This is a genomic window from Microbacterium pygmaeum (genome assembly GCF_900100885.1).
In the GTDB taxonomy this organism is placed as follows: domain Bacteria; phylum Actinomycetota; class Actinomycetes; order Actinomycetales; family Microbacteriaceae; genus Microbacterium; species Microbacterium pygmaeum.
Genome location: NZ_LT629692.1, coordinates 2,984,994 through 3,010,752 on the forward strand (window position 1 = coordinate 2,984,994; position 25,759 = coordinate 3,010,752).

Sequence of the window (25,759 nt, forward strand, 5' to 3'; positions counted from 1 at the left end):
TAGCCTCCCCCGCCGAAGCGCTCCTCCGCTACGCTCGCTCCCATGGGGAGCGACCACTACTTCAGTGCGTCGCCGGCAAGTCCGGAGAATCTGCGCCGCATCCGCGTGTCACTCAGCGGTCGCGATGTCGAGGTGACGACGGCCGGCGGCGTGTTCAGCCCCGACCACATCGACTCGGGAACGGCAGTCCTGCTGGCCAACACTCCCCCGCCGCCGCCTGGCGGGCATCTGCTCGATCTGGGATCGGGCTGGGGCCCGATCGCGTTGTCATTGGCGACCGCCGCTCCGCATGCCACCGTCTGGGCGGTGGATGTGAACGAACGTGCGCTGGACCTCGTGCGGCGCAACAGCGATGCGCTCGGCCTCACCAATGTCAACGCCGCGCTGCCCGATGATGTTCCCGACGACATCACGTTCCGCACGATCCGCTCGAACCCGCCCATCCGCGTCGGCAAGCACGAACTGCACGGATTGCTCGAGCGGTGGATTCCGCGGCTGGGCGAGCGAAGCGACGCCTGGCTGGTCGTCCAGCGCAATCTCGGGTCGGACTCGCTGCAGCGCTGGCTCGCTGCATCGTTCCCGCACGGCTACAGCGTGCATCGGGCTGCGACCGGCCGCGGGTTCCGCGTGCTGAAGGTCCGCAAGCACGGTTCTCCGCCGACCGAGCCGGTCGCCACGCTCTGAGCACGCGACCGGTGTGCGCCGGAGCGGTCAGGCCAGCGCGACCTCGCCGGAGTAGACGAGCGTCGCCGGGCCGGACAGCAGCACATGCGGCTCGTCCCCCACGCGCTGGACGCGGACGCCGAGCGTTCCGCCCGGAACGTCGACCGTCCAGGAGTCCGGCGCGGCGGGGCCAGCCCAGTGCCGCACCGCCAGCGCCGCCGCGGCGACACCCGTCCCGCAGCTGAGCGTCTCGCCCACACCGCGCTCGAACACGCGCATGCGGATGCCGCCGACGCCGTCCAGCACCAGCGGATCGCGGGGCACGACGAACTCGATGTTGGCGCCCGCCGCAGGTTCGGGGTGCATCTGCGGACGCACCGCGAGGTCGAGCCCGTCGAGCTCGTCAGTGCCCGACAGGGCGACCACCACGTGCGGGTTGCCGACGTCGATGCCGAGCCCCGGGCGCGGCACCTCGAGTCCGCGCGCACGGACGAGCACGTCGTCCGGTTCGACCAGCCACGAGCCCAGGTCGACCTCGAAACCGCGCGCGTCACGGGTGAGGGTCTTGATCCCGGCGCGCGTGCCGATCGGGAGTGAGCCGTCCGTCTCGAGAACCGCCAGACCGGTCTCGGTCAGATACCTCGCGAAGACACGGATGCCGTTGCCGCACATCTCGGCCTTCGACCCGTCGGCATTGCGGTAGTCCATGAACCATTCGGCGCCGGCGGCGGCTGTGACCCCCTCGCCGATCGCGGCCGAGCGCACCACCCGGAGCACACCGTCGGCACCGATGCCGAACCGGCGGTCGCACAGCACGGCGATCTGGTCGTCCGAAAGGTCGAGCTCCCCATCGGGGTCGGCGATCACGACGAAGTCGTTGCCGGTGCCGTGACCCTTCGTGAAGGCGATGGTCTGCGGCATGCATCCAGCCTAGAGGCCAGCAGATCAGTCCGAGATCAGCCGCTTGCCGGTCGCGGTGGTCTGGAAGCGTTCGTAGCCGAGGCTGTCGTAGAAGCCGAGCACGTCCTCGTTGTCGGGCCGGACCATCAGCTGCACCTTCGGGCATCCGAGCTCCAGCAGCGCATTCTCTGCCGCCGTCACGAGCATGCGCCCGATCCCCTGTCCGCGTCGGGCGGGATCGGATGCCAGGTAGTACAGCCATCCGCGGTGACCGTCGTACCCGGCCATCACGGTGCCGACGATGTCATCCGCGTCCACGGCCACCAGGAACAGCTCGGGCTGAACGGTGAGCTTGCGCTGGATGTCCAGATGCGGGTTGTTCCACGAGCGGGTGAGGCCGGTGGACTGCCACAGGGCGATGACGGATTCGGTGTCGCGGAGGGCGAAGGCACGGATGCTGGTCACGTACCCAGTATCCGATGGATCGCGTCCTCGTGCTCACCGGCCACCCAGATCACGTCCGGATAGCGACGGAACCACGACACCTGACGACGCGCGTACCGTCGGGTGAGCGCCTGCGTCTGCGCGACGGCCTCCGCCTCGGTGAGCTGCCCTTCCAGCTGAGCGAGCGCCTGGGCGTAACCGATTGCGCGTCGCGCGGTCGCCCCGAGCGCGCCCCCATTCGTGCGCAGGTCGTCCACTTCCGCGACGAGCCCGTCCGCCCACATCCGCTCCACTCGCGCGTCGAGCCGTGGGATGAGATCCGCGCGGTCCACGGCGAGACCGATGATGGTCGCCTCCCGCCAGAGAACCGGCTCGTCGGGAAGGGCGGCGCCGTGGGTCGCCTCGCCCATCTCGAGGATCTCCAGGGCACGCACGACGCGCCGCCCGTTGCGAGGATCGACACGTGCTGCCGTGGCGGGATCGGCGTTCCGAAGTCGCTCGTAGAGGACGCCGGGGCCGACCTGTTCGAGCTCGGCCTCCAGCCGCTTCCGCACTGCGGTGTCGCGCGGCGGGAACCGGAAGTCGTACAGCACGCTCGAGACGTACAGCCCGGATCCGCCGACCAGGATCGCGTGCGCTCCCCGGCTCAGGATGTCGGTGATCGCGGCGCGAGCGACGGGCTGGTACCAGGCGACCGTGGCGTCCTGGCTCGCCTCCAGTTCGTCGAGCAGATGGTGCGGGATGCCGCGCCGCTCAGCCGCAGGCAGCTTGGCCGTCCCGATGTCCATGCCGCGATAGAACTGCATCGCGTCGGCGTTGACGATCTCGGCTCGCTCTCCGCGCCTGACAAGGGCTTGAGCGAGGTCGAGCGCGAAGTCGGTCTTGCCGGTGCCGGTGGCCCCGATCACCGCGAACAGTCGCGGACCGGTCTGTCGTGGCGAGCTCACACTCCGACGCGCAGGCTGGGAAGTCCCAGCGACACCGCGCGCGGCGCGCCCGCCTCGCCTGCCGGAGCCGGCACGGCGCACGAGTCGGCCAGCGATCGCTCCCACGCGTCGCCCGCGCGGGTGCGACGGATGCGCAGCGGCGCGCCGGTCGGGTCGTCCGCGAGGAGGTGGAACGGCGCCGCGTGGGTGATCGTGACCGTCACCACGTCCCCGGGACGCGGACGGCCCGACTCCGCCGGAAGCTCGAAATGCACCAGCCGGTTGTCTTCGGCACGGCCGGTGAGTCGGTGGGTGGCGGCATCCTTCTTGCCTTCACCCATCGAGACGAGCAGTTGCACCTCACGACCCACCTGTGCCTGGTTCTCCGCCAAGGAGATGCGCTCCTGGAGCGCGATGAGGCGGTTGTAGCGCTCCTGCACGACCGCCTTGGGCACCTGGTCGCCCATGGTGGCCGCCGGGGTTCCCTCGCGCACGGAGTACTGGAAGGTGAAGGCGCTCGCGAACCGTGCCTGCTCGACGACGCGCATCGTGTCCTCGAAGTCCTCCTCGGTCTCGCCGGGGAATCCGACGATGATGTCGGTGGTGATCGCGGCGTTCGGGATGCGAGCGCGAACGCGGTCCAGAATGCCGAGGAATCGCTCGCTCCGGTACGAACGGCGCATCGCCTTCAGGATCCGGTCGCTGCCGGACTGCAGCGGCATGTGCAGCTGCGGCATGACGGCGGGGGTCTCGGCCATCGCGTCGATGACATCGTCGGTGAAGGCAGCCGGGTGCGGACTGGTGAAGCGGATGCGCTCCAGTCCGTCGATCTCACCCGCCGCCCGCAGCAGCTTGCCGAAGGCCTGACGATCGCCGAACTCGACGCCGTAGGAATTCACGTTCTGTCCGAGCAGCGTCACCTCGATCGCGCCGTCGTCCACCAGCAGCCGGATCTCGTTGAGGATGTCGCCCGGTCGGCGGTCCTTCTCCTTGCCGCGCAGGCTCGGCACGATGCAGAACGTGCAGGTGTTGTTGCAACCGACCGAGATCGACACCCATCCGCTGTAGACCGCGTCCCGTTTCGTCGGAAGCGTGGAAGGAAAGATCTCCAGCGCCTCGAGGATCTCCAGCTCCGCCTCGCCGTTGTGGCGTGCACGCTCGAGCATGCTCGGAAGCGAGCCCATGTTGTGGGTGCCGAAGACGACGTCCACCCACGGCGCCTTGTCCAGTACCGCCTGCTTGTCCATCTGCGCCATGCAGCCGCCGACGGCGATCTGCATGCCGTCGTGGACGTCCTTGCGGGACTTCAGGTGCCCCAGGGTGCCGTAGAGCTTGCCGGCGGCGTTGTCGCGCACCGCGCAGGTGTTGATGACGATGACATCGGCGTCCTGGTCCGCAGCGGCCGGCACGTAGCCCGCGCTCTCCAGCGATCCGGAGAGCCGCTCGGAATCGTGGACGTTCATCTGGCAGCCGAAGGTGCGCACTTCATACGTGCGTACGCGACCGTCGGCGGTGCGGGCGGCCGGAGACGGTGCGATGAGCGTCGGCGCGGCGGAGGGGGTGGTGGTCATGATGACGCCATTCTACGAGCCGCCGCTCGATGACCGGCTGAGCGCGGACGCCGCGGATCAGCGGATCCGCGCGCGGATGCGTCCCGCCGAGAGAAGGGTGAAACCGACCGCCATCGCGAGCAGGACGCCGAATGCGATGCTCGCCGGAACGATGAGGTCGCCGATATACGCGTCGATGCCGTAGAACTCGCGGATCGCCTGCGCCGCGTCGGCGTTCGTGCCGACCATCTCGGCGAGGGTTCCGGCGGTGAACTCGCGGCGCAGCAGCATCGCGCCCTGCGCGAACGGCAGGGCGTTGATCGTGCTGGCCACCGCGACGGGGAGGGATCCCACCGGGATGTACGCGCCGGCCACGAATCCGAGAACGGTCCCGATCACGGTGGCGAACCCGGAGAAGGCCGCGTTGGTGCGGATGAACGACACCACCAGCGCCGAGAGCGCCGTGAAGCCCGCACAGCACAGCACGGTGATCCCGGCGATCTGCACGATCGTGGTCGCACTCAGCCAGGTGCCGTCGACGATCCCCAGATACAGGATGCTGATCACCAGGACGATCATCGACATCACGACGGCGACGATGACGGCAGCCGTGAGGTAGCCCAGCACGAGCTGCCAGCGCGCGATCGGAGAGACCAGGAAGTCGCGGAACCGACCGCTCTCGCCGTCGTCGACGAGAGTGGCCAGCGCACCCAGCCCCGTGGTGATCGTGGAGAGCATCACGATGCCGGCGAACATCCAGGTGTCCACGAACGCACGGATCTGCGCCTCCGTCGCGTCCGGGAACGTGTCGGAGAGGCCGTCGATCTGGAGTCGGGCGAGGAACAGCGTGTAGAGGACGAACAGGATGATGGCGCCCAGCAACGAGAAGAAGACGTTCATCCGGTCGCGGAAGAACAGCCGCAGATTGCGGCGGACGATCGACCCGACCACGTTCACGGCCCCACCCGCTCGCCTTCTGCCGCGGTGGCATCCTCACCCGATCTGCCGGTGAGTGCCAGGAACACATCGTCCATGCGGCCGTGACGGAACTCGAAGTCCCGGACGAGGGTGCCATGCTCCGCGAGGATCAGGCGGGCGAGCTCGGCGTCACCCACGTCGATGACGACCTGCTCACCGGCGGTGCGGGCGGAGCCGCCGAGCCGCTGAGCGAGGCGGAGCAGAGCAGCGGGGTCCGCTGAGGTGATGGTGAGCACGCTGGTGCTGTGGGCGGCGCGCAGATCGGCCGGCGTTCCATCTGCGACGATTCGTCCTCGATCGATGATGCACACCCGGTCGACCTCTTCGGTCTCCTCCATGTAGTGGGTGGTCAGGAAGACGGTGAGTCCCGTCTGCTCGCGCAGGCCGTGGATGGTGCTCCACACCACGGCCCGGCTCGCGGGATCCAGGCCCGCGGTGGGCTCGTCGAGGAAGATGATGTCCGGCTCGTGGACCAGCGCGCGGGCGATGTCGACCCGCCGACGCTGCCCACCGGAGAGCTTGCCGTATCGCCGGTCCAGGAAAGCGCCGAGCGAGATCATCTCCGCGAGCTCTGCGATACGGGTGTCGGCGCGCTTCCTCGACACCCGCGCGATCGTGGCACGCAGCCTCAGGTTCTCGCGGACCGTCAGCATCGGGTCGAGGACCGAGTCCTGGAAGACGACGCCGATGCGTCCGCGCACGCGCTCGCCGTCCCGGATCACGTCATGCCCGGCGACGCGCACGGACCCCGCGTCGAACGGCAGCACGGTGGTCAGGCAGTTGATCGTGGTGGACTTGCCGGCGCCGTTAGCGCCCAGGAAAGCGAACGCGACACCGTCCGGCACGCTGAAACTGAGGTCGTCGACGGCCGTCACGGCGCGGTAGCGCTTGGTCAGACCCTCGACGTCGATCGCCATAGAACTCCGTGTGCTCGGTTCACAGAGTCTGTCACGACGTTCGGCCTCCAGACGCGCTTGGGCGGAAGGAGTTCAACTGTCCCGGAACGTGACCTTCGACGCCGGCGCGCGTCCGCCCGACCCGCGCGACACCTCCCCGAGTGCCGCGCGCGCGGCGGTGAACGCGGTGGAGCCGCCGTACCCCCGTCGCGCGAGTTGACCCGCCAGGCGACGCAGAGCCGTCTCGGAATCGAGACCGGCCATCGACCGCGCTTTCGTCCGCGCGAATTCGAGCGCCCGTTCGGCGTCGTCGTCGGGGAGTTCCGCGATCACGGCATCGGCGACATCACGCGGGACGCCGCGTTTCGCGAGCGTCTGCGCGATCACCTGACGACCCTGACCCTTCCGGTCGACACCGGAGTGGACGAGCTGCTCGGCCAGAGCCTTGTCATCCAGGTACCCGCGTCGGACGAAGTCCTCGAGCACCGCCTCGACGTCATCCGGGGTGAGAGCGCGATCCGAGACGACGACGCGCGCCTCACGGATCGAAAGCGACCGGGTTCGCAGCTTCCGCAGCAGATGGCGTTCTGCGATCTCGCGCTCGACCGCGGCGCCGTCTTCGGCGCCCGCCTCGTCGGCTGCATCGACGCCGTCGTGGGCGTCATCGCCGCCCGCGTCGTCTGCCCATGTGGCGTTCCACGCCGGCGCAACAACCGCGGGCTCTACGGGGGCTGCGCCGCCGAAGAGGGGGATGACGGGGGCGAGACCCGAGTCGCGCCCGCCCCCGTCGTCCTCACGAGGCGGCATCGTTATGCCGGCCGCTTCGCGGCGAGCTCGTCGCCCTCGATCGCAGCCAGCTTCGGTGCGCCGATGCCGAGCTTCGATTTGATCTTCGATTCGATCTCGGCCGCGACGTCGGTGTTCTTGATCAGGAAGGCGCGGGCGTTCTCCTTCCCCTGTCCCAGCTGCTCCCCGTCGTAGGTGTACCAGGAGCCGGACTTCTTGACGATCTCATGCTCGACGCCGAAGTCGATCAGGCTGCCCTCGCGCGAGATGCCGGTGCCGTACAGGATGTCGAACTCGGCCTGCTTGAACGGCGGCGCCATCTTGTTCTTGACGACCTTGACCCGGGTGCGGTTTCCGACCGCGTCGGTACCGTCCTTCATCGTCTCGATGCGGCGGATGTCCAAACGCACCGAGGCGTAGAACTTCAGTGCCTTGCCGCCGGCGGTGGTCTCGGGTGAGCCGAAGAACACGCCGATCTTCTCGCGCAGCTGGTTGATGAAGATCATCGTCGTGTTGGTGGTGTTCAGGCCACCGGTGAGCTTGCGCAGCGCCTGCGACATGAGGCGGGCCTGCAGGCCGACGTGCGAATCACCCATCTCGCCCTCGATCTCGGCCTTGGGCACCAGCGCTGCGACCGAGTCGATGACGATCAGATCGATCGAGCCCGAGCGGATGAGCATGTCGGCGATCTCGAGGGCCTGCTCCCCGGTGTCGGGCTGCGAGACGAGGAGCTGGTCGATGTCGACGCCGAGCTTGGCGGCGTAGTCGGGGTCGAGCGCGTGCTCGGCGTCGATGAACGCGGCGATACCACCCTGCTTCTGGGCGTTGGCGATCGCGTGGAGGGTGAGCGTGGTCTTACCGGAGGATTCCGGACCGTAGATCTCGACGATACGACCGCGCGGCAGACCGCCGATGCCGAGGGCGACATCCAGCGCGATGGAGCCCGTCGGAATGACCTCGACGGGCGCGCGCTCGTCGCTGCCCAGTCGCATCACCGAGCCCTTTCCGAACTGCCGGTCGATCTGGGCGAGGGCCGATTCGAGGGCCTTCTCGCGGTTCTCGGGTGAGGGCATGACGTGCTCCTTATACTCGCGTTCCGTCGCCTGTAGGCTGTCGCGCTCCGCGCCGGATGGTGGGGACACTGCGACAAGGCGTGTGGTGTCGTTCGACGCTGTTCACGCTAGGGATGGGCTCCGACATCGGCCGGTGCTTCTCCCGTTCCCGTGGACAGACAGGCTGTCGACACCTCTGTGCAGGAGCCTATGCGGGAATCGAACGCACGTTCGATGACACGCCGCTCACCGGCGCTTCGATTCGAGCCGTCCGACGCCGTAGCGCCGGTCTTCGGGCACGTCCGTCGCCGCGCACAGCGCGAGCCAGATCTCGCGCGGCGCGATGCCCGCATCCATCGCCTGCGCGACCGTCCGCTCACCGAGCGACGACAACACCAGGTCGACCGTCAGCGACTCCGCGCGCGCGCCGAACTCGTCCGAGATGGCGCGTTCGAGCTCACTGCGACGCATGGATCCAGAGACGAGGGCGCGTCAGCGAAGCGAGAGCTCGGCGTCGACCGACGCCATCAGGTCGTCGGGAACGACATCGGGGAAGGTCTGGATGCCCTCGAGCACCGAGATGCGGTCGCCGACCTCGCGCATGATCGTCGAAATGGGCACATCGAGCGCCTCGGCCACCGATGCGAGGATCTCGCTCGAGGCCTCCTTCTGACCGCGTTCGACCTCGCTCAGGTACCCCAGCGCGACGCTCGCGCGGCTGGCGACCTGTCGGAGGGTGCGGCCCTTCTGCTGCCGGAAGTCACGAAGGACTTCGCCGATTTCTTGACGTACCAGGATCATGTGGGCCCCCTCCTCACTTCTGATTCCGCTTGTCCGGGGTGGATAACAGTACAACACCGGATGTGGTCAATCTAATCCCGTGGGCTGGGGAATGGGTGGGAATCGCCGAATGTAACCGACACGAAACACCGCCTATTCCGGCCCCTGAGGATCACCGTCGCGACGACTCGTCCGCGACGACCGCGAGCGCCGACTCGAGGGCGCGCCGGGTCGATTCGGTGCGGATCTCGCCGCGCGAGCCGCGAAGACAGAGCGCTTCGACGTGCACGACCGACCCCGCCGAGATGCCGATGAAGACAGTGCCCACCGCTCTTCCGTCCTGTGGTTCAGGACCGGCGACGCCGGTCGTGGCGATCCCGACGTCGGCGCCGGCGAGCACGCGCACGCCGTCCGCCATCTGGCGCGCGACATCCGGATGCACCGCTCCGTGCAACGCCAGCAGCTCGGCATCCACCCCGAGCACGCTCTGCTTCAGTGCGGTCGCGTACGCCACCACACCGCCGCGCAGGACGGCCGAAGCCCCGGGCACGGCCACCAGCGTCGAGAGCACCTGGCCACCGGTGAGAGACTCGGCTACGGCGAGCGTCTCGCCCCGCTCGGACAGCAGCGCCAGCAGGGTGCGGGCTGCGGTGTCGGCGGCATCCGTCACTGCGCCGGCTTCGCCCGGCGCGCTCCGCGCACCTCGGTGATCACGTAGTCGATGCCGCTCGCGATCGTCAGCGCCACAGCGATCGTCATCGTCACGCCGTTGACCCAGAAGATCCAGTCGCCGACCAGCGTCCACAGCGGCAGCAGCGCCAGCGACAGCGCGACGGCCTGGGCGAGCGTCTTGAGCTTTCCCATCCAGGCGGCCGCCACCACGTGATCGCTTGCCACCACCAGCCGGTGGACCGTGATGCCGACCTCGCGGATCAGGACGATGATCGTGATCCACCAGGGCAGCTCGCCGAGGATCGACAGGCCGATGAAGGCGAAGCCGGTGAGCACCTTGTCCGCGATCGGATCGAGCAGCTTGCCGAGCTCGGTGACGATCTCGTACCTCCGGGCGATCCAGCCGTCGATGCCGTCCGTCGCGATCGCGACGATGAAGAGCACGGCGGCCCACCATCGCAGTGCGCCGTCGGCCCCGCCGTCGGCCAGCAGCATCCACAGGAAGACCGGCGCGCACAGGATGCGCACGATCGTGATCGTGTTGGGCAGCTGCCGCGGAACCGCCATCAGTCGCGCCCCGTCAGGCCCCAGGCGTCCTCATCGGGCGCGTCATCGGCCTCCACGACGGGATATCCCTCGAACTGCTGGTCGATCGGGTCCGGTGCCGCCGCGGGTGCATCGCCGCCGCGCAGACGCGCGAGCACATCGGGAAGCTGCTCGACGGTGACCAGCACATCGCGTGCCTTCGAGCCCTCGGAGGGCCCGACGATCTCGCGCGACTCGAGGAGATCCATCAGGCGGCCGGCCTTCGCGAAGCCGACGCGCAGCTTCCGCTGGAGCATGGAGGTCGAGCCGAACTGCGTCGAGACGATCTGCTCGGCCGCCGCCAGCAGCAGTTCGAGGTCATCGCCGATGTCGGCGTCGACTTCCTTCTTCTCGGCGGCGACGGCGACCTCGCGGTACTCGGGACGCGCCTGGGCGGTGACGTGCTTGACGACGCGCTCGATCTCCTCCTCGCTGACCCATGCGCCCTGGACGCGGATCGCCTTGGAGGTGCCCATCGGCAGGAACAGGCCGTCACCCTGGCCGATCAGGCGGTCGGCGCCGGGCTGGTCGAGGATGACCCGCGAGTCGGTGACGCTCGTCACGGCGAACGCGAGCCGCGAGGGGACGTTGGCCTTGATCAGGCCGGTGACGACGTCGACGCTCGGTCGCTGGGTGGCAAGAACCAGGTGGATGCCGCTGGCTCGCGCGAGCTGCGTGATGCGCACGATCGAGTCCTCGACGTCGCGCGGTGCGACCATCATGAGGTCGGCGAGCTCGTCGACGACGACCAGGAGGTAGGGGTAGGGCTTGAGCACCCGTTCACTGCCGGGGGGCAGGACGACCTCGCCCGCGACGACCGCGCGGTTGAAGTCGTCGATGTGGCGATAGCCGAACGACGCGAGGTCGTCGTACCGCATGTCCATCTCCTTCACGACCCACTGCAGCGCTTCCGCCGCCTTCTTGGGGTTCGTGATGATGGGAGTGATCAGGTGCGGCACGCCCGCGTAGGAAGTCAGCTCGACGCGCTTCGGGTCGATCAGGACCATCCGCACATCGGCGGGCTTGGCCTGCATGAGCAGGCTCGTGATCATGGAGTTCACGAAGCTGGACTTGCCCGAGCCGGTCGAGCCCGCCACCAGCAGGTGCGGCATCTTCGCGAGGTTGGCGATGACGTAGCCGCCGCCGACGTCCTTGCCGACGCCGATGGTCATCGGGTGCGTCGCGGCCTGCGCAGCGGGCGAGCGCAGCACATCGCCGAGCGTGACGATCTCACGGTCTGCATTCGGGATCTCGACGCCGATCGCGCTCTTTCCCGGGATGGGGGCGAGGATGCGCACTTCGTTGGATGCCACGGCATAGGCGATGTTGTTGGTCAAAGCGGTGATGCGCTCGACCTTGACACCGTGGCCGACCTCGATCTCGTACTGCGTGACCGTCGGGCCGCGGGAGAAGCCGGTGACGCGGGCGTCGACCTGGAACTGCTGCAGCACGCTCGTGATCGCCGCCACGACGCTGTCGTTGGCCTCCGAGCGGGCCTTGTGCGGTGTGCCTGCGGCGAGCGCATTCACCGACGGCAGACGATACGGCGTGCTCGGTGTGCTGCGAGCACCGTCGCCGCCGAGCCCGGACAGACCCGGCAGCACGCCGTCATCCACGGGTCCGGTGTCATCGTCGCGGAGTCCCGTGTCCGACCTGCCACCCGGTCGCCCGGCGAGCAACTGCGGATCGAAGACCTCGGTGAGCGCGTCGGGGCTGGGCGCGACGGGCACCGGCGGCGCGGGTCGCGGGGGGACGGGCTGAAGCGGCTCGATGGCCTGTTCGAACCCGCCATGGGAGGAGCCCGGCGTGAGCAGCTCGGTGAGATCCTGCGAGCCGATGCCGTCGTCGACGTCCTTCTCACGGCCGGTCTTGTTCCGTCGCCACCAGGGCAGTGACGGATCGGCGTCCGCGTCATCGGTGTCATCCGCCCCGGCGGCGGGCTCCGGCCGCTGCGGTCGCTCGGCGTCGAACATCCACGCGTACAGGTCGCCGAGGCGACGGCCGATGCGGTTCGGGGGCGTCTTGGTCAGGATCAGGACGCTCAGGATGCTCAGCAGGCCCAGCACCACGCCCGCGCCGACGTCGGTGATCAGCAGCGCGAGCGGTTCGCCGATCATCCAGCCGAAGACGCCCCCGGCATCGCTGAGCGCGGGAAGCCCCTCGTTCGGCTGCGGCCGACCGCCGCCGATGTGGCAGTATCCCGCGATGGCCAGGATGAACAGGGTGAAGCCGATCCCGATGCGTCCGTTGTCGTGGACCGATGCCGGGTGGCGGAAGAGCCATCCGGCCAGCAGCAGCAGGAGGACGGGCAGCACGAATGCCACGCGGCCGACGAGGCCGCCGGCGGTGTACGCGCTGATGTTCTGCGCGACCTCGTTGCCGATGAAGAACCACTCATTGACCGCGCCGGCGATCGCCAGCAGCACGATCAGGAACGGCAGCCCGTCACGACGCTGGTCCTTCTCGAGCGTCTCGGGACCGAAGGCCCGGAAGAGCCCGCCGGTGCCGTGGGCCAGCCCCATCCAGGCCCGCACGATCAGGGGCGGCTTCTCGTCCTCGCCGACGTATCGCTTCGGGGTGGGGGCGGGCTTCTTGGCGCGCGAAGATGACGCGTTCGCGGGCGCGCGACCATTCTTGGTCGGGCTTGAGCTCCTGGCCATGCCTTTACGCTACGTCGGATCGCGCCGAATGCACCGGAGCGACGCGGCCGAGGCATCCGCCCCTGACGATCTCAGCGGAGGCGCTTGACCATGGTGTCGCGGCCGATTCCGCTCTGGGTCACGGCGAATCCCTCGCTGCGGTAGAGCGTCGCGGCGAAGTTGCCGCGTTCGACGCTCAGGCTCAGCCGTGCGTAGCCCTCGGTCCGCGCCTGCTGGGCGAGCGCCTGCAGCAGCGCTCTGCCGACGCCGTGGGCACGCCAGATCGGTCGGACGCCGATGATGAGTTCGGGCACGCCGGTGCCGACGTAGCCGAAGCCCGGGTCGCTGCGCGGAAGGAGGCGGTACCAGGCGGCGCCGATCGGCTCACCGGCCGCATCCAGCGCGACGTGGCCGGCGTCGCTCGGACGCATCCAGCCCGCGACGTACCGGCTGTGCTCCGAGGCGGTCAGGACCTGATGCTTCGGGCGGTAGGCGCCAGGCCCCCAGTTCGCGGCCTCGACGACCATGTCGCCGAGGAAGGCTCCGTCGGCCTGTGCGGCCGGGCGGATGCGAAAGGTTGCCATGCCCGGATTTTACCGGGCGGGTGCTAGGTGTATTTCCCCGTGACGTTGTGAACGCGTTCTGAGGGGGTCTTTCCGCCGATGCCGGTGTGGGGTCTGTGGTGATTGTAGTGATGCAGCCAGGTCTCGTAAGCGGCTTCTCGTTCGGTCTCGCCGGTATAGGGCTTCGCGTAGGCCCATTCGGTGGCGAGGGTGCGGTTGAAGCGCTCGACTTTCCCGTTGGTCTGCGGCCGATAGGGCTTGGTCCACTTATGTTTCACGTTCGCGCCCAGCGCGGCCGCGAACGCGTGCGATCGGTAGCAGGCGCCGTTGTCTGTCATCACGGCGGTGACGGTCACGCCGAGGTCGGCGAAGAACGCGTTCGCACGGATCCAGAACGCGGCGGCGGTCTCCTTGCGTTCGTCGTCGAGGATCTCCGAGTACGCGACCCTCGAGTGGTCGTCGACGGCGTGGTGCAAGTATCGGTAACCGCGGGAGCCCGCAGCGCCTTGGCGAGCGGCACGATCTCTCGCGACCCCGGCGTGGCGGTCTTGCGTTGATCCACGCCCGTGGGCCCGCCACCCGCCGCCGTCAGGGATCCGGCCCTGCTTCTTCACGTCCACGTGCACCAGCTGGCCCGGTGCTGCCACCTCGTAGCGTTTCGGCGGTGGCTTGCGGACGGAGAGGCCGATGGCTTGGTCGACGGTCACGAGCTTCGGCATCCGATACCGGTCGAGCACCCGGCCGACCGTCGAGCGGTGCAGTCGCAGGTGATACGCGATCCGGTGCGGACCCCAGCGGCGGGTGAACCGTAACGACACGATCCGCCGCTCCGTCTTCCGCGGCAACCGGTTCGGCGACGACGTGGGGCGCGAGCTGCGATCCGTCAACGGCAGACCGGCCCGATACCGGTCCACCCATCGCTTCGCCGTCGCCGGCGAGCACTGGAACCGCTCCGCCGCCCGCCGCAACGACCAGCCCCGATCCACGACGAGAACAACCAAACGACGACGCCCCATCGGCGTCAAGGGCGCGTTAGCGTGAGTCACGAAGACCTCCGTGGTCAGGATGCGAGTGTGGTAACCCACATCCTTCCCGGAGGTCTTCGCCTACCTCACCCGTTCACAACGTCACGGGGAAATACAGCTAGGCCTCGATGACCAGCGGGACGATCATCGGGCGGCGGCGCAGCTGCTGGTTGACCCAGCGTCCGATCACGCGTCGGACGACCTGCGACAGCGCGTGCGTGTCGCGGACTCCCGCCTGGGCGGACTCCGCGAGCGCGGCGGCGATCTTGGGCTTCACACTGTCGAAGACCGTGTCGTCCTCGGCGAAGCCGCGGGCGTGGATCTCCGGGCCGGTGATGATCCGGCCGGTCGCGGCGTCCACGACGACGATCACCGAGATGAAGCCCTCCTCGCCGAGGATCCGTCGATCCTTCAGGTCGGCTTCGGTGATCTCGCCCACCGTGGAGCCGTCGACGTAGACGAACCCGAGGTCGAGCTGACCCACCACGCTCGCGACGCCGTTCTTCAGGTCGATGATGGTGCCGTTCTCCCCGATGATCGTGTTCCCCTCGGGGACGCCGGTGTCCTGGGCGAGCTTCGCGTTGGCGATCAGATGCCGGTACTCGCCGTGGACCGGCAGCACGTTCTTCGGCTTGAGGATGTTGTAGCAGTAGAGCAGCTCGCCCGCGGCGGCGTGTCCCGAGACGTGGACCTTCGCGTTGCCCTTGTGGACCACGGTCGCGCCGAGCTTGGTGAGCCCGTCGATGACGCGGTACACGGCGTTCTCGTTGCCCGGGATCAGGCTCGAGGCGAGGATCACCGTGTCGCCCTCCCCCACCTCGATCGCGTGCTCGTGGTTGGCCATGCGGGAAAGCACCGCCATGGGCTCGCCCTGCGAGCCGGTCGACATGTAGACGATCTGGTCGTCCGGGAGGTTCTGGGCCTTCTTGTAGTCGATGAGCACGCCGTCCGGAACATGCAGGTAGCCGAGGTCCTCGGCGATCGTCATGTTTCGGACCATGCTGCGCCCGAGCAGGGCGACACGGCGACCGTGCGCCGCCGCAGCATCCAGCACCTGCTGCACCCGGTGCACGTGGCTGGAGAAGCTCGCGACGATCACGCGCCGCGGAGCTTTGCCGATCACCTGGTCGAGCACGGGCCCGATGCTGCGCTCGAGCGGGGTGAATCCGGGGACGTCCGCGTTCGTGGAGTCGACGAGGAACAGGTCCACGCCCTCTTCACCCAGTCGCGCGAAGGCGCGCAGGTCGGTGAGGCGGCCATCTAGCGGCAGCTGATCCATCTTGAAGTCGCCGGTCGCGAGCACGAGGCCGGCGGGCGTGCGGATCGCGACGGCGAGCGCGTCGGGGATGGAGTGGTTCACCGCGATGAATTCGAGGTCGAACGGGCCGAGCTTCTCGTGCTGCCCTTCGGCGACCGTCAGCGTGTACGCCTTGATGCGGTGCTCTTTGAGCTTCGCCTCGATGAGCGCGAGGGTCAGCCCGGAGCCGATCAGGGGGATGTCCTGCTTGAGCTTGAGCAGGTAGGGCACGGCACCGATGTGGTCCTCGTGGCCGTGCGTGAGCACGATGCCGACCACGTCGTCGAGCCGGTTCTTGATCGGCTCGAAGTCCGGCAGGATCAGGTCGACACCGGGCTGGTGCTCCTCGGGGAAGAGCACGCCGCAGTCGACGATCAGGAGCTTCCCGTCGTACTCGAAGACGGTCATGTTGCGGCCGACCTCACCGAGACCACCCAGGGGTGTCACCCGCAGGGTGCCGGGCTCGAGCGTGGGCGCGTCGTACACGGTGCTGGACATCAGTCACCTTCCTCCGGATGCCTCGGCATCCGCATTCGCGCGCGCTCCGCTCAGTGGCGGGCGCGCCGCATCATCGTGTCGTTCCTGAGACCTTGGGGAGGGCGCCGCCAGCGGCGGCGTTGCGGTCGGGACGGAAGTTGGAGAAGTCCACGCCGGGCACGTCGCGCACCAGCGCGAGCTCGTCCTCGATCTTGGCCGCTTCCCACTCCTCCGGGCCCACGAGGGGCAGGCGCACCCGAGGGCTGCCGATGCGCCCGAGCCCGTGGAGGATGTACTTGGCCGAGACGGTGCCCGGCACGTGGGTCATGACGGCGCGTACGAGCGGCTCGAGCTGCCGGTGCGCGGTGGTCGCGGCGGTCAGATCGCCCCGGTTCACGGCATCGACGATCACGCGGTACGGCTGCGCAGCGATGTTCGCGGTCACCCCGATCAGGCCCGTTGCGCCGATCGAGAGGTGCGGCAGCACGTTCGCGTCGTCGCCCGAGAAGTACATCAGGTCGGTCTGATTGAGGACCCGGCTGACTTCGCTGAAGTCGCCCTTCGCGTCCTTGATCGCCAGCACGTTGGGGTGCTTGGCGATGCGCAGGATCGTCTCGTACTGGATCGGCACGCCGGTGCGCCCTGGAATGTCGTAGAGGATGACCGGCAGATCGGTCGCATCGGCGACGAGGCGGAAGTGCGTGAGGACCCCGGCCTGGGTCGGCTTGTTGTAGTACGGCGTGACGATCATGATGCCGTCGGCGCCGACCTTCTCACTGGCCTTGTAGAGCTCGATCGCGTGCGCGGTCTCGTTGGATCCGCCGCCGGTGATGATCTTGGCGCGCGCTGCCGCCACGTCCTTGCCGACCTCGACGAGGCGGATCTTCTCCGCGTCGGTCAGGGTGCTGGTCTCACCGGTGGTGCCCGTGACCACGATGCCGTCGGCTCCGTCGGTGATGACGTCGTCGATGTGCTTCTCGACCGCGGGCCAATCGACCTCGCCGTCGGCCGTCATCGGGGTGACGAGCGCGACCAGAACCTGGCCGAAGGGGTTGCCCGTGTGCGTCATGCTCTCAGGCTATCGGCTCGGCGCGGACGCCGCCGGTCAGCGACCGCGCGTGCCGACGCCGGCCAGGATCCCGGCAGGCACGAATCGGATGAGGGCGACGATCAGGCGGTACCGGAGCGACGGGACCGAGACCGCCTTGCCGCGCGCGATGTCGCGCAGCGAATCGGAGACGACGTCGCGGGCCTGCAGCCACATCCAGTCGGGCACGCCTTCCTGACCCGGCGCCAGCCCCATCCGCTCGTGGAAGTTCGTGTGCGTGAAGCCCGGGCAGACCGCCGTCACCGTGACGCCGCGCGGCGCGTAGCGCCCGTTCGCCCACCGGCTGAAGCTGATCAGCCATCCTTTGCAGGCGCCGTACGTCGATCTCGGAATGAAGCCCGCGACCGAGGCCACGTTCACGATCCGGCCGCTGCCCCGGCGCAGCATCGGCTCGAGCACCGCGTGGGTGAGCCGCATCGGCACTTCAATGTGCAGATCGAGGTGGCGCACCTCGTCCTCGATGTCGTTCCGCTCGAACTCGAGCGCCAGCCCGAAACCGGCGTTGTTGACGAGCATGTCGATCGGCCGATCGGGATCGGTCAGGCGTCGCACGACCTTTTCGAGGGTCCGTCGGGCGAGCAGATCCGCCGTGAGGACCTCGACGTCCACGCGCCACCGATCCTGGATCGAGCGGGCGAGCATCTCCAGCGCGTCCTTATCGCGGGCGACGAGCACGAGATCGGTCCCGCGCGCCGCCAGCTGACGGGCGTACTCGGCTCCGAGTCCGGAGCTGGCTCCGGTGATCACTGCGGTTCTGGCCATGCCGACGAGCCTAGGCGGGCGGCATCCGCTCGTATCGCACGAACCGGTAGCGGATGCCGGAACGCGACGTGTCCCACCCGTCGCCGGGCTCCATCGGGCTCGACGCGAAGACGGCCGGATCGATCCGCGGTGCGCGCACGTCGCCGTCTTCTGCGGCGAAGCCTCCGGGGTGCTGCAGCTGTGTCACCTCCAGGACGTCCGCACGATCGAGGACCTCGCCGAAGATCGCACCTCCGCCGATGACCCAGATGGTCTCCGGCCGGTCGCGCGCAGCCAGCAGGAGGGCCTGCTCGATCGAGTGCGTGGCCTCGGCACCGGGTGCCGACCAATCGGCCTGCCGGGTGACGACGATGTTGCGCCTGCCCGGCAGCGGACGATACTCGGCACCGAGCGAGTCCCAGGTCGCGCGCCCCATGACCACCGGCGAGCCGAGGGTGATCGCCTTGAAGTGCGCGAGGTCTTCGGGCACGTGCCAGGGCATGCCGCCGTCGCGCCCGATCACGCCGCCCTCGGCCTGCGCCCAGATCAGACCGATCCGCGCGTCGATCGGCGACCGGGTCATACCGCGACTGCGCCGCGGATCGCGGGGTGATGCTGGTAGTCCTCGATCACGAAGTCGTCGAACTCGTAGTCGAAGATCGAATCGGGCGTGCGCGCGATGCGCAGCCTCGGCGGCGCGAAGGGCTCGCGCTCGAGCTGCGTGGCGACCTGTTCGAGGTGGTTGTCGTAGATGTGGCAGTCGCCGCCGGTCCAGACGAAGTCGCCGACATCGAGGCCGGTCTGCTGCGCGACCATGTGGGTCAGCAGCGCGTAGGAGGCGATGTTGAACGGCACACCGAGGAAGAGGTCGGCGCTGCGCTGGTAGAGCTGACAGGACAGCCTGCCGTCAGCCACATAGAACTGGAAGAGCGCGTGACACGGGGCGAGCGCCATATCCGGGATGTCGGCGGGGTTCCATGCGGAGACGATCAGCCGGCGCGAGTCCGGATTCCGGCGGATCTCGTCGATCACGCCGGCGATCTGGTCGATGGTCTCCCCCGACGGCGTCGGCCAGGAGCGCCACTGCACGCCGTAGACGGGTCCGAGTTCGCCCTCGGCGTCGGCCCATTCGTCCCAGATGGTCACGCCGTGCTCCTGCAGCCACGCGACGTTGGATTCGCCGCGCAGGAACCACAGCAGCTCGTACACGATCGACTTGAGGTGCACGCGCTTCGTCGTCACGAGCGGGAAACCCTGCGACAGATCGAACCGGAGCTGGCGGCCGAAGACGCTGCGTGTTCCCGTGCCGGTCCGGTCGGTCTTGACCGCACCGTGTTCGAGCACGTCGCGCAGCAGGTCTTCGTAGGGCGTCGGAAGGGTCGCAGACATCGCACCGATCGTATCGCCGGATCGGATGCCGGTGGCCGACGCGCGCCGGATGCCTCATCCGCGCGTCATATGACGGCATCCCGCCTGCATTCAGGCGCAAGCAGTTACGCTCATCTGTTGTGACGCTTCTGAACGCATGCATCGGCCTGGCCGTGCTTCTCGCGGTCACCGTGGGCCTGGGCGTCTTCCTCCAGTGGCGTCAGGGCCGCCCACGTCGTCACATCCCGCACGAAGTCGTCGAGCCCACGCGGCTCGGTGCCGACTCGCTCGGCGAGACCGCGACGCTCCTGCAGTTCAGCACTGAGCTGTGTGCGCGCTGTCCCGGCGTCCACCGAACGCTCGCCGAGGTGGCCGACTCCCACGAGGGCGTCCGGCACCTGGATGTCGACCTCACCAATCGTCCGGACATCGCGAAGCACTTCCACATCCTCCAGACGCCGACCACGCTGGTGCTGGACAGCGACGGCGCGATCCAGACCCGGTTCGGCGGCATCCCCAATCGCGAGGTGCTCGAGCTCGAGCTGAACCGACTGAGCGCGGAGACCGCGGTTGTCTGAGCGAGCCGATGCCGCAGCCCGGCCACGGGGCATCGATCCGCGCGGACCGCGGTTCGCCGCCGGGATCACCGCGCTGCTGCTCCTGATCGACGTCTTCCTCGGCCTCGCCGGCCTCTCCACGGCACGCTGGGCATCGCTCGGACGCATCGGCGTCGTCCCGGAGGACGGCGCGGGCTCCGTCACCGGTGGAGCCGGCTTCGTCCTGCCCGCCACCACGATCGCCCAGCGCATCCTCGACCCCGCGTTCCTCTTGCTGGTGATCATCTGGGCGCTGTTCCTGTGGAGCGTCCTGTCCCCGCGGAGCGCGCCGTGGGGAGTCCTGTACCGGAAGCTGATCCAGCCGCGGTTGGGCCCGCCCTCCGACCTGGAGGATCCGCGCCCGCCGCGTTTCGCCCAGGGCGTCGGCCTCGTCGTGGTCAGCATCGGCCTCCTCCTGCAGCTGACCGGCGTGCCGTGGGCGCTGCCGATCGCCGCCGCCGCCGCGTTCATCGCCGCGTTCCTGAACGCCGTGTTCGGCCTGTGCCTGGGCTGCCAGCTGTACCTCGTGCTCCAGCGCGCCGGGATCGTCGGCCGAGGCCGCCCGGCCGCCGCCTGATCGCGGGTTCCGAGCGACCTGTCAACCCGTCGCGATCGCTTCTGCCCGCGGATAGGCTGACCGCGAGAGGCCCGACCCGCGGGCCTCGTCGAACGGGAGGCCCCGAATGAGCGTCACCAGTGAAGCCACCACCGAGTGGAAGGGCGCCCTCGCCGACGGCTCGGGGACGGTCGCATTCCGCTCGTCGGGCATCGGCACATTCCCGATCGACTGGAAGGCCCGCAGCGAAGGCTCGACCTCCGTGACGACACCGGAGGAGCTCATCGCCGCCGCGCACGCGTCATGCTTCAGCATGGCCCTCTCGCACGCCCTGGGCGAGAACGGCACACCTCCGGAGTCGATCGAGACCACGGCATCGGTCACCTTCACGCCCGGCACCGGGATCAGCGGCAGCCACCTGAACGTCAACGCAACGGTCCCGGGCCTGGACAGCGACGACTTCGACCGCATCGCCGCCGATGCGAAGGCGAACTGCCCGGTCTCGAAGGCGCTCGCCGGCATCGAGATCACGCTCGAGGCCACGCTTGCCTGATTCCCCCGAGACGGCTTCGGCGGCCGGCCGAAGGGTCGTCCTCGCCGGCGCATCGGGCCTGATCGGCATCGCGCTCGCCGCCAGCCTGCGCGCCGACGGCGTCGCGGTCACGACACTGGTCCGGCGCCCGCCCGAGACGCCGGACGAGGTGCAGTGGCTCGCGGATTCGCGTGCGCTCGACCCCGGCGTGCTCGCCGGCGCCGACGCGGTGGTCGGACTCAACGGCGCTTCGATCGGTCGATTCCCGTGGACGCCGCGGTACAAGAACACGCTGCTCCGGTCGCGGATCGCACCGACGCGTGCGCTGGCCACCGCCGTGCGCGAACTCGGCGACGATGCGCCTGCGTTCGTCTCCGCGTCGGCGGTCGGCTACTACGGTTCGGCGCCGGGTGCGCTGCTGGACGAGACCGCGCCGCAGGGCGACACGTTCCTGGCCGACCTCTGCGGCGAGTGGGAACGGGCGGCTTCAGCGGCGGGTGAGCGCGCGCGTGTCGCGCTGCTGCGGACGGCACCGATCGTGCACCCGGACGGCGTACTCAAACCGCTTCTGCTGCTGACGCGATTCGGGGTCAGCGGGCCGATCGGATCCGGCACGCAGAAGTGGCCTTGGATCTCGCTGGAAGACGAGGTGCGCGCCATCCGGCACGTCATCGACTCGGAGATCGCCGGCCCGGTGAACCTCTCGGGACCGGTCGTCGCCAGTGCGAACGACCTCGGGTTCGCGCTCGCAGTGCGGATGAACCGCCCATATCTGCTGCGCGCACCGGTGTTCGCGCTGAAGCTGGTGCTCGGCCCGGACGCCACTGAGGGCCTGTTGACCACGGACGCGGCGGTGCTGCCGAACGTGCTGGAATCCACCGGCTTCCGTTTCCAGCACACCACGGTCGAGCAGGCGGTGGATGCCGCGGTCACGGCGCTCGAGGAACCGTCGGCGCCCTAGCCGCGGGGCGGCGCGCCGCGGCGACCGCGTCGCTCGGCGGCCTCGAGCCGGATCGACTGCCGGACCGACGACCGCGCGCGACGCCGGTCGCCGGCCGCGTCGTAGGCGAGCGCCAGGCGGTACCAGGCGCGCCAGTCGTCGGGGTGCTGCTCGACGTCCGCGCGGAAGGCCGGGAAGACCGCGTCCCCGTCCTCGCGCATCACCCGTCCGCTCGGTCGCACCGTGACGACCTCCTCGGGAAGTCCGCCCTCGATCTCGAGGCAACGCGCGATGCGCTCGGCGCGGAAGCCGAACCACAGCTCGCGCCCGAGCGCCCATCCGGCGATGAGCGGCAGCACGACCAGCGCCGCGCCCATGGCGATGAGCACCGGCTCCCCTGAGACCAGCAGGAGGAAGGCGCGCTGCGCGACGAGCGCGATGTACAGCGCCAGGACCGCCGCCATCACGACGACGAGGATGCGGGAGCTCATGCTCCGGTGACGCGTGCGACCTGACTGGGAACCCCGCCCTCGTCGACCCGGCGGTCCGCGTCCGTCGCACGGCGATGACGGATGCCGATGTCGACGAAGCTGTCCAGGCCGATGACGAGACCGGTCGCGTCGCGTGCCGCGCGGAGCGCGAGACGGATGCCGGGGCCGTACGCCAGGGCGGGCTCGATCGTGTCGTGGGTGATCGTGAGCGACTCCCCAGCGCCGGAGAGGACCACGTCCTGGCGGGCGATGACGCCGGGGCGGCGAAGCGAGTGGATCGGCACGCTCGCGACCTGCTGCCCCCGCGCGCGCTGATCGACGTGCGGCGATTCGACGGGACCGACCTCCGCTCGAGCGGCCGCGATGACCTCCGCGGTGCGCACGGCGGTGCCGCTGGGCGAGTCGACCTTCGTCTCGCGGTGAGCCTCGACGATCTCGATCGACGGGAAGTACGGGGCGGCGGCCGCGGCGAGGGCAGTGCCGATCACCGATCCGAGGGAGAAGTTGGGGATGAAGACCGCACCCGTCCCGGCGGCCTGCAGGAGGGGCCGGATCAGCGCGATCCGCTCCGCGGACCACCCCGACGTGCCGACCAGGACGTTGATTCCCCGCTCCACGGCGGCGCGCACGACATCGATCGAGACGGCGGGAGTGGACGCGTCGACGACGAGGTCTGCGCCGTCGAGATCGGTCAGCGACGAAGAGGAGGAGAGCACCGCGACGAGCTCGAACTCGTCGTCCGCGTCGACGACGTCGCGGATGATGCCGCCCAGTTTGCCGGTCCCGCCGACGAGGGCCACGCGTGTCGTCATGCCCCCATCGTAGGCTGGTCGGATGGTCATCCTGCGTCCGGAGCCCGTCGACTCCCCCGAAGCGCATGCGCTCCTGACCGAGTACTTCGCGCTTCGCGAGATCGGCTTCGCGCACCTCAATCGGCCGTACGCGATCACCTTCCCCGACCCGGCGTCGTTCGTGCCGCCGGCAGGCGTCTTCCTCCTGCTGCTGGACGACGAGGCGACGGCGGTGGGCTGCGGGGGCATCAGGCGGGTCGCCGACGGGCCGGACGGCGTGCGCTACGAGGTCAAGCACCTGTACCTGCGCCCGGAGACCCGCGGGCGCGGGTGGGGTCGTCTGCTGCTGGATGACCTCGAGCGACGGGCGCGTGCGTTCGGCGCCGTCGAGCTCGTCCTGGACACCCATCACAGCCTGGAGGCGGCGGGTGGCCTGTACGCGGCATCCGGGTTCTCGGCGACCGAACCCTACAACGACAACCCGAACGCGACGCGCTGGTATCGCAAACCCCTCGTCGCCGGTTGAGCCGGCGCCCTGTTCAGACGGGGTAGATCTCGGGCAGCCCGGTCCGCAGCTCGACCGGCAGATGCGCGAGGTCGTTGTGGGCCAGCAGCGTCCACGGACGCCCCTGCCGCTGCGAGATCACCGTCAGGCCGCAGTGGGCCTGATTGAGCGTCATCCAGCGCCACTCAGGTGCGCCCATGACCTCGCGTACGAACCAGCTGATGACGAAGTTGTGGGTGATCAGCAGTTCGTGCACGTCTCCGCTCTTGCGCACGAGGTGCTCACTGACCGCATCGGCCATCTGCGCGCGACCGGCCTCGATCTCAGCCTCTGTGATGCTTCCGAAGAACGGCTCGTACACCGCCGGCGTCTCCTCGGTCATGCCGGTCGGCACGCAGTCGAACAGCAGCGCCGAGGGGATCGGCGTGACCGACGGCATCCGTTCCGCGACCGCGCGAGCCGTCTGGCTGGCGCGCTCGAGCGGCGAGTGCCAAACGGCGTCGAAGGGCACCCCCGACAGCCGATCGGCCAGCAGGGCGGCCTGGCGACGACCTCGAGGCGAGAGCGGACCATCGACCAGACCGTGCTCGGCGTCCTGATGTTCTCCGTGCCGCACGAGGTAGATGTAGTGCGTCACGCCAGCTCACTTCGTCGGAGGAAATCACGTGCTCGAGGCACGGTTCAACCCTACGTCACACCCGTCGCGGCATGCCGGAGCCTGCCGTCGTCGTGATCTACTCCGCCGCTCGGGCGATGTCGGCGAGCTGGCTGCGGCTGAGTCGCACGCCGACGCCCTGGACGAGCTCTTCCACGTGCTGCGGCGCGAACGCGTTGATGATCGGCGCGGTGACGAGCTTCTGTGCGAGCAGCCAGGCGACCGCGACTGCCGCATCCGGAACGCCGAGTTCGGTGCCGACGGCATCGAGGGCCCGAAGCGTGCGGCTGCCGCGCCGGTTGAGGTTCGCCGCGATCTGGGCCCCCCGCACCGACAGCCCACCGCGACTGCGGGTCCGCTGTCGTCCGGCGAGGAACCCGTGCTCGAGCGCGTGCGACGGCGTGACGGCCATGGCCTGCGCGCCGGCGACCAGTCGCAGATCGGAATCGAATTCGTGCCGGCGCAGGACGTTGAACGGCACGTCCAGGACGGTGATCCGCGGGTAGCCGGCCGAGGCCAGGATGCGGGCCTCGACGAGTTGCGCCGCCGTGAAGCCCGCAGCCCCCAGCGCACGGGCCTTGCCGGATTCGACCAGCCACTCGGCGGTGGCCAGCGTGTCCTCCAGCTCGGGAGCACCGCGGCCCGCGGCATCCAGATACAGCACATCGATGCGATCGGTGCGCAGGCGCGTGAGCGAGGCCTCCACCGCGCGGACCAGGTTGACCGGCCCCAGGCCGGGGTTGTCGGGGTGGCCGCCCACGCGGACGGCGAGGGTCACGTCATCGCGCAGGCCGCGGGAGTGCAGCCACTGGCCGATGATGTGCTCGCTGCGCCCGCCCGCGAAGCTGTCCGCGGTGTGCACCGCGTTTCCGCCACGTTCGACGTACGCGTCGAGGATCTCGTGGCTGGATTCGAGGTCGACGTTCCACCCGAACTCGGCGCCGCCGAGGATGAGCGGGAAGACCTTCGAGCCGCTCTCACCGAGATCGACGCGGACGTTCGAGCCGACAGACGGACCCTGCACGGGGATCGGCGCCGACGGGTGGACGTCACCGGCGAGCGGGACGGGAGGCAGGCTCTCCGAGGAGACGGCCGAGCGTACGCCGAAAACAGCCATGTCCCACCCCCTCACGCCGACGTGTCGCCACGCCCCGTGAACTCGTATGCACGCCCCCCGGCGTGTACTCAAAGGGTAAGCCAGGCCGCCGACGCGCCCGGTCATTCAGGCGACCTGTCGGTAAAT

30 protein-coding genes are annotated in these 25,759 nt (G+C 69.2%); 6 read left to right on the forward strand and 24 right to left on the reverse strand.

Going from position 1 to position 25,759, the window contains the following annotated elements; genetic code table 11:
* Positions 1-42 precede the first annotated feature (42 nt).
* Positions 43-684 (forward strand): class I SAM-dependent methyltransferase, encoded by a 642-nt coding sequence (locus tag BLT19_RS14340; RefSeq protein WP_091491576.1) that lies wholly within the window; start codon positions 43-45, stop codon positions 682-684.
* Between the two features lie 27 nt (positions 685-711).
* Here BLT19_RS14340 and dapF read toward each other — a convergent pair whose 3' ends face one another.
* The 20 genes from dapF to BLT19_RS14440 all read right to left on the reverse strand — a co-directional run bounded on the left by dapF (position 712) and on the right by BLT19_RS14440 (position 19,471).
* A complete protein-coding gene (gene dapF / locus BLT19_RS14345; RefSeq protein ID WP_091491577.1) occupies positions 712-1,584 on the reverse strand; it encodes a diaminopimelate epimerase in 873 nt (290 codons plus the stop codon).
* 24 nt (positions 1,585-1,608) lie between these two features.
* Positions 1,609-2,028, reverse strand: coding sequence for a GNAT family acetyltransferase (locus tag BLT19_RS14350; protein ID WP_091491579.1), 420 nt, complete (start codon positions 2,026-2,028; stop codon positions 1,609-1,611).
* Positions 2,025-2,954, reverse strand: a complete 930-nt coding sequence (miaA, locus tag BLT19_RS14355; protein ID WP_091491582.1) for a tRNA (adenosine(37)-N6)-dimethylallyltransferase MiaA — start codon at positions 2,952-2,954, stop codon at positions 2,025-2,027. Before miaA ends, BLT19_RS14350 begins: the two co-directional genes overlap by 4 nt.
* Positions 2,951-4,504 carry a tRNA (N6-isopentenyl adenosine(37)-C2)-methylthiotransferase MiaB gene (gene miaB / locus BLT19_RS14360; RefSeq protein ID WP_091491585.1) on the reverse strand — a complete coding sequence of 518 codons (1,554 nt, stop codon included), beginning with the start codon at positions 4,502-4,504 and terminating at the stop codon, positions 2,951-2,953. Before miaB ends, miaA begins: the two co-directional genes overlap by 4 nt.
* A 57-nt stretch (positions 4,505-4,561) precedes the next feature.
* Entirely contained in the window at positions 4,562-5,440 is an 879-nt protein-coding gene (locus BLT19_RS14365) for an ABC transporter permease (RefSeq protein ID WP_091491588.1), read from the reverse strand.
* The gene (locus tag BLT19_RS14370) at positions 5,437-6,378 is read right to left on the reverse strand and encodes an ABC transporter ATP-binding protein (protein WP_091491591.1); all 942 of its coding nucleotides are present in this window, start codon (positions 6,376-6,378) and stop codon (positions 5,437-5,439) included. Before BLT19_RS14370 ends, BLT19_RS14365 begins: the two co-directional genes overlap by 4 nt.
* Before the next feature lie 72 nt (positions 6,379-6,450).
* A complete protein-coding gene (locus BLT19_RS14375) occupies positions 6,451-7,164 on the reverse strand; it encodes a regulatory protein RecX (RefSeq protein ID WP_091491594.1) in 714 nt (237 codons plus the stop codon).
* 2 nt (positions 7,165-7,166) lie between these two features.
* Positions 7,167-8,216: a recombinase RecA gene (recA, locus tag BLT19_RS14380; protein WP_091491596.1), complete on the reverse strand. Its 1,050-nt coding sequence runs from the start codon at positions 8,214-8,216 to the stop codon at positions 7,167-7,169.
* A 225-nt stretch (positions 8,217-8,441) separates the two neighbouring features.
* Positions 8,442-8,666 carry a DUF3046 domain-containing protein gene (locus tag BLT19_RS14385; RefSeq protein WP_091491598.1) on the reverse strand — a complete coding sequence of 75 codons (225 nt, stop codon included), beginning with the start codon at positions 8,664-8,666 and terminating at the stop codon, positions 8,442-8,444.
* A gap of 21 nt (positions 8,667-8,687) precedes the next feature.
* The gene (locus tag BLT19_RS14390; protein ID WP_091491600.1) at positions 8,688-8,996 is read right to left on the reverse strand and encodes a helix-turn-helix domain-containing protein; all 309 of its coding nucleotides are present in this window, start codon (positions 8,994-8,996) and stop codon (positions 8,688-8,690) included.
* Positions 8,997-9,147: 151 nt separating this feature from the next.
* Positions 9,148-9,645 carry a CinA family protein gene (locus BLT19_RS14395; protein WP_197672972.1) on the reverse strand — a complete coding sequence of 166 codons (498 nt, stop codon included), beginning with the start codon at positions 9,643-9,645 and terminating at the stop codon, positions 9,148-9,150.
* Positions 9,642-10,214 (reverse strand): CDP-diacylglycerol--glycerol-3-phosphate 3-phosphatidyltransferase, encoded by a 573-nt coding sequence (gene pgsA / locus BLT19_RS14400; RefSeq protein ID WP_091491603.1) that lies wholly within the window; start codon positions 10,212-10,214, stop codon positions 9,642-9,644. The genes BLT19_RS14395 and pgsA overlap by 4 nt, the downstream gene beginning before the upstream one ends.
* Complete coding sequence (locus BLT19_RS14405) at positions 10,214-12,892, reverse strand: DNA translocase FtsK (protein ID WP_091491604.1); 2,679 nt, start codon at positions 12,890-12,892, stop codon at positions 10,214-10,216. Before BLT19_RS14405 ends, pgsA begins: the two co-directional genes overlap by 1 nt.
* Before the next feature lie 71 nt (positions 12,893-12,963).
* Positions 12,964-13,455 (reverse strand): GNAT family N-acetyltransferase, encoded by a 492-nt coding sequence (locus BLT19_RS14410; protein ID WP_091491607.1) that lies wholly within the window; start codon positions 13,453-13,455, stop codon positions 12,964-12,966.
* Between the two features lie 23 nt (positions 13,456-13,478).
* Positions 13,479-14,480 (reverse strand): IS481 family transposase, encoded by a 1,002-nt coding sequence (locus BLT19_RS14415; protein ID WP_157681866.1) that lies wholly within the window; start codon positions 14,478-14,480, stop codon positions 13,479-13,481.
* Positions 14,481-14,577: 97 nt separating this feature from the next.
* On the reverse strand, positions 14,578-16,254 hold the full coding sequence (locus BLT19_RS14420) for a ribonuclease J (RefSeq protein WP_091491613.1): 1,677 nt from the start codon (positions 16,252-16,254) through the stop codon (positions 14,578-14,580).
* A 70-nt stretch (positions 16,255-16,324) separates the two neighbouring features.
* Positions 16,325-17,302, reverse strand: coding sequence for a 4-hydroxy-tetrahydrodipicolinate synthase (gene dapA / locus BLT19_RS14425; protein ID WP_091491615.1), 978 nt, complete (start codon positions 17,300-17,302; stop codon positions 16,325-16,327).
* 36 nt (positions 17,303-17,338) lie between these two features.
* Positions 17,339-18,103 carry an SDR family NAD(P)-dependent oxidoreductase gene (locus BLT19_RS14430; RefSeq protein ID WP_091491618.1) on the reverse strand — a complete coding sequence of 255 codons (765 nt, stop codon included), beginning with the start codon at positions 18,101-18,103 and terminating at the stop codon, positions 17,339-17,341.
* Positions 18,104-18,113: 10 nt separating this feature from the next.
* On the reverse strand, positions 18,114-18,665 hold the full coding sequence (locus tag BLT19_RS14435) for a dihydrofolate reductase (protein ID WP_091491622.1): 552 nt from the start codon (positions 18,663-18,665) through the stop codon (positions 18,114-18,116).
* Positions 18,662-19,471: a thymidylate synthase gene (locus BLT19_RS14440; RefSeq protein ID WP_091491625.1), complete on the reverse strand. Its 810-nt coding sequence runs from the start codon at positions 19,469-19,471 to the stop codon at positions 18,662-18,664. The genes BLT19_RS14435 and BLT19_RS14440 overlap by 4 nt, the downstream gene beginning before the upstream one ends.
* Positions 19,472-19,590: 119 nt before the next feature.
* On the opposite strand from BLT19_RS14440, the gene BLT19_RS14445 reads away from it, so the two are divergent.
* From BLT19_RS14445 to BLT19_RS14460, 4 genes are all read left to right on the forward strand, one after another.
* Positions 19,591-20,028 (forward strand): TlpA family protein disulfide reductase, encoded by a 438-nt coding sequence (locus BLT19_RS14445; protein ID WP_091491627.1) that lies wholly within the window; start codon positions 19,591-19,593, stop codon positions 20,026-20,028.
* Positions 20,021-20,623 (forward strand): DUF4395 domain-containing protein, encoded by a 603-nt coding sequence (locus BLT19_RS14450; protein WP_091491629.1) that lies wholly within the window; start codon positions 20,021-20,023, stop codon positions 20,621-20,623. The genes BLT19_RS14445 and BLT19_RS14450 overlap by 8 nt, the downstream gene beginning before the upstream one ends.
* A gap of 106 nt (positions 20,624-20,729) precedes the next feature.
* Positions 20,730-21,155 carry an OsmC family peroxiredoxin gene (locus BLT19_RS14455; RefSeq protein ID WP_091491631.1) on the forward strand — a complete coding sequence of 142 codons (426 nt, stop codon included), beginning with the start codon at positions 20,730-20,732 and terminating at the stop codon, positions 21,153-21,155.
* The gene (locus BLT19_RS14460) at positions 21,148-22,095 is read left to right on the forward strand and encodes a TIGR01777 family oxidoreductase (protein WP_231917674.1); all 948 of its coding nucleotides are present in this window, start codon (positions 21,148-21,150) and stop codon (positions 22,093-22,095) included. Before BLT19_RS14455 ends, BLT19_RS14460 begins: the two co-directional genes overlap by 8 nt.
* Here BLT19_RS14460 and BLT19_RS14465 read toward each other — a convergent pair.
* Together BLT19_RS14465 and dapB are read right to left on the reverse strand one after the other, a co-directional pair.
* Positions 22,092-22,565 (reverse strand): tetratricopeptide repeat protein, encoded by a 474-nt coding sequence (locus BLT19_RS14465; RefSeq protein WP_091491638.1) that lies wholly within the window; start codon positions 22,563-22,565, stop codon positions 22,092-22,094. The genes BLT19_RS14460 and BLT19_RS14465 overlap by 4 nt on opposite strands.
* Positions 22,562-23,377 carry a 4-hydroxy-tetrahydrodipicolinate reductase gene (dapB, locus tag BLT19_RS14470; RefSeq protein ID WP_091491641.1) on the reverse strand — a complete coding sequence of 272 codons (816 nt, stop codon included), beginning with the start codon at positions 23,375-23,377 and terminating at the stop codon, positions 22,562-22,564. The genes BLT19_RS14465 and dapB overlap by 4 nt, the downstream gene beginning before the upstream one ends.
* Before the next feature lie 22 nt (positions 23,378-23,399).
* On the opposite strand from dapB, the gene BLT19_RS14475 reads away from it, so the two are divergent.
* Positions 23,400-23,882: a GNAT family N-acetyltransferase gene (locus tag BLT19_RS14475; RefSeq protein ID WP_091491643.1), complete on the forward strand. Its 483-nt coding sequence runs from the start codon at positions 23,400-23,402 to the stop codon at positions 23,880-23,882.
* A 13-nt stretch (positions 23,883-23,895) separates the two neighbouring features.
* Here BLT19_RS14475 and BLT19_RS14480 read toward each other — a convergent pair whose 3' ends face one another.
* Complete coding sequence (locus BLT19_RS14480) at positions 23,896-24,498, reverse strand: histidine phosphatase family protein (protein WP_091491646.1); 603 nt, start codon at positions 24,496-24,498, stop codon at positions 23,896-23,898.
* A gap of 97 nt (positions 24,499-24,595) precedes the next feature.
* Entirely contained in the window at positions 24,596-25,633 is a 1,038-nt protein-coding gene (locus BLT19_RS14485; protein ID WP_091491649.1) for an aldo/keto reductase, read from the reverse strand.
* Between the last annotated feature and the right edge of the window lie 126 nt (positions 25,634-25,759).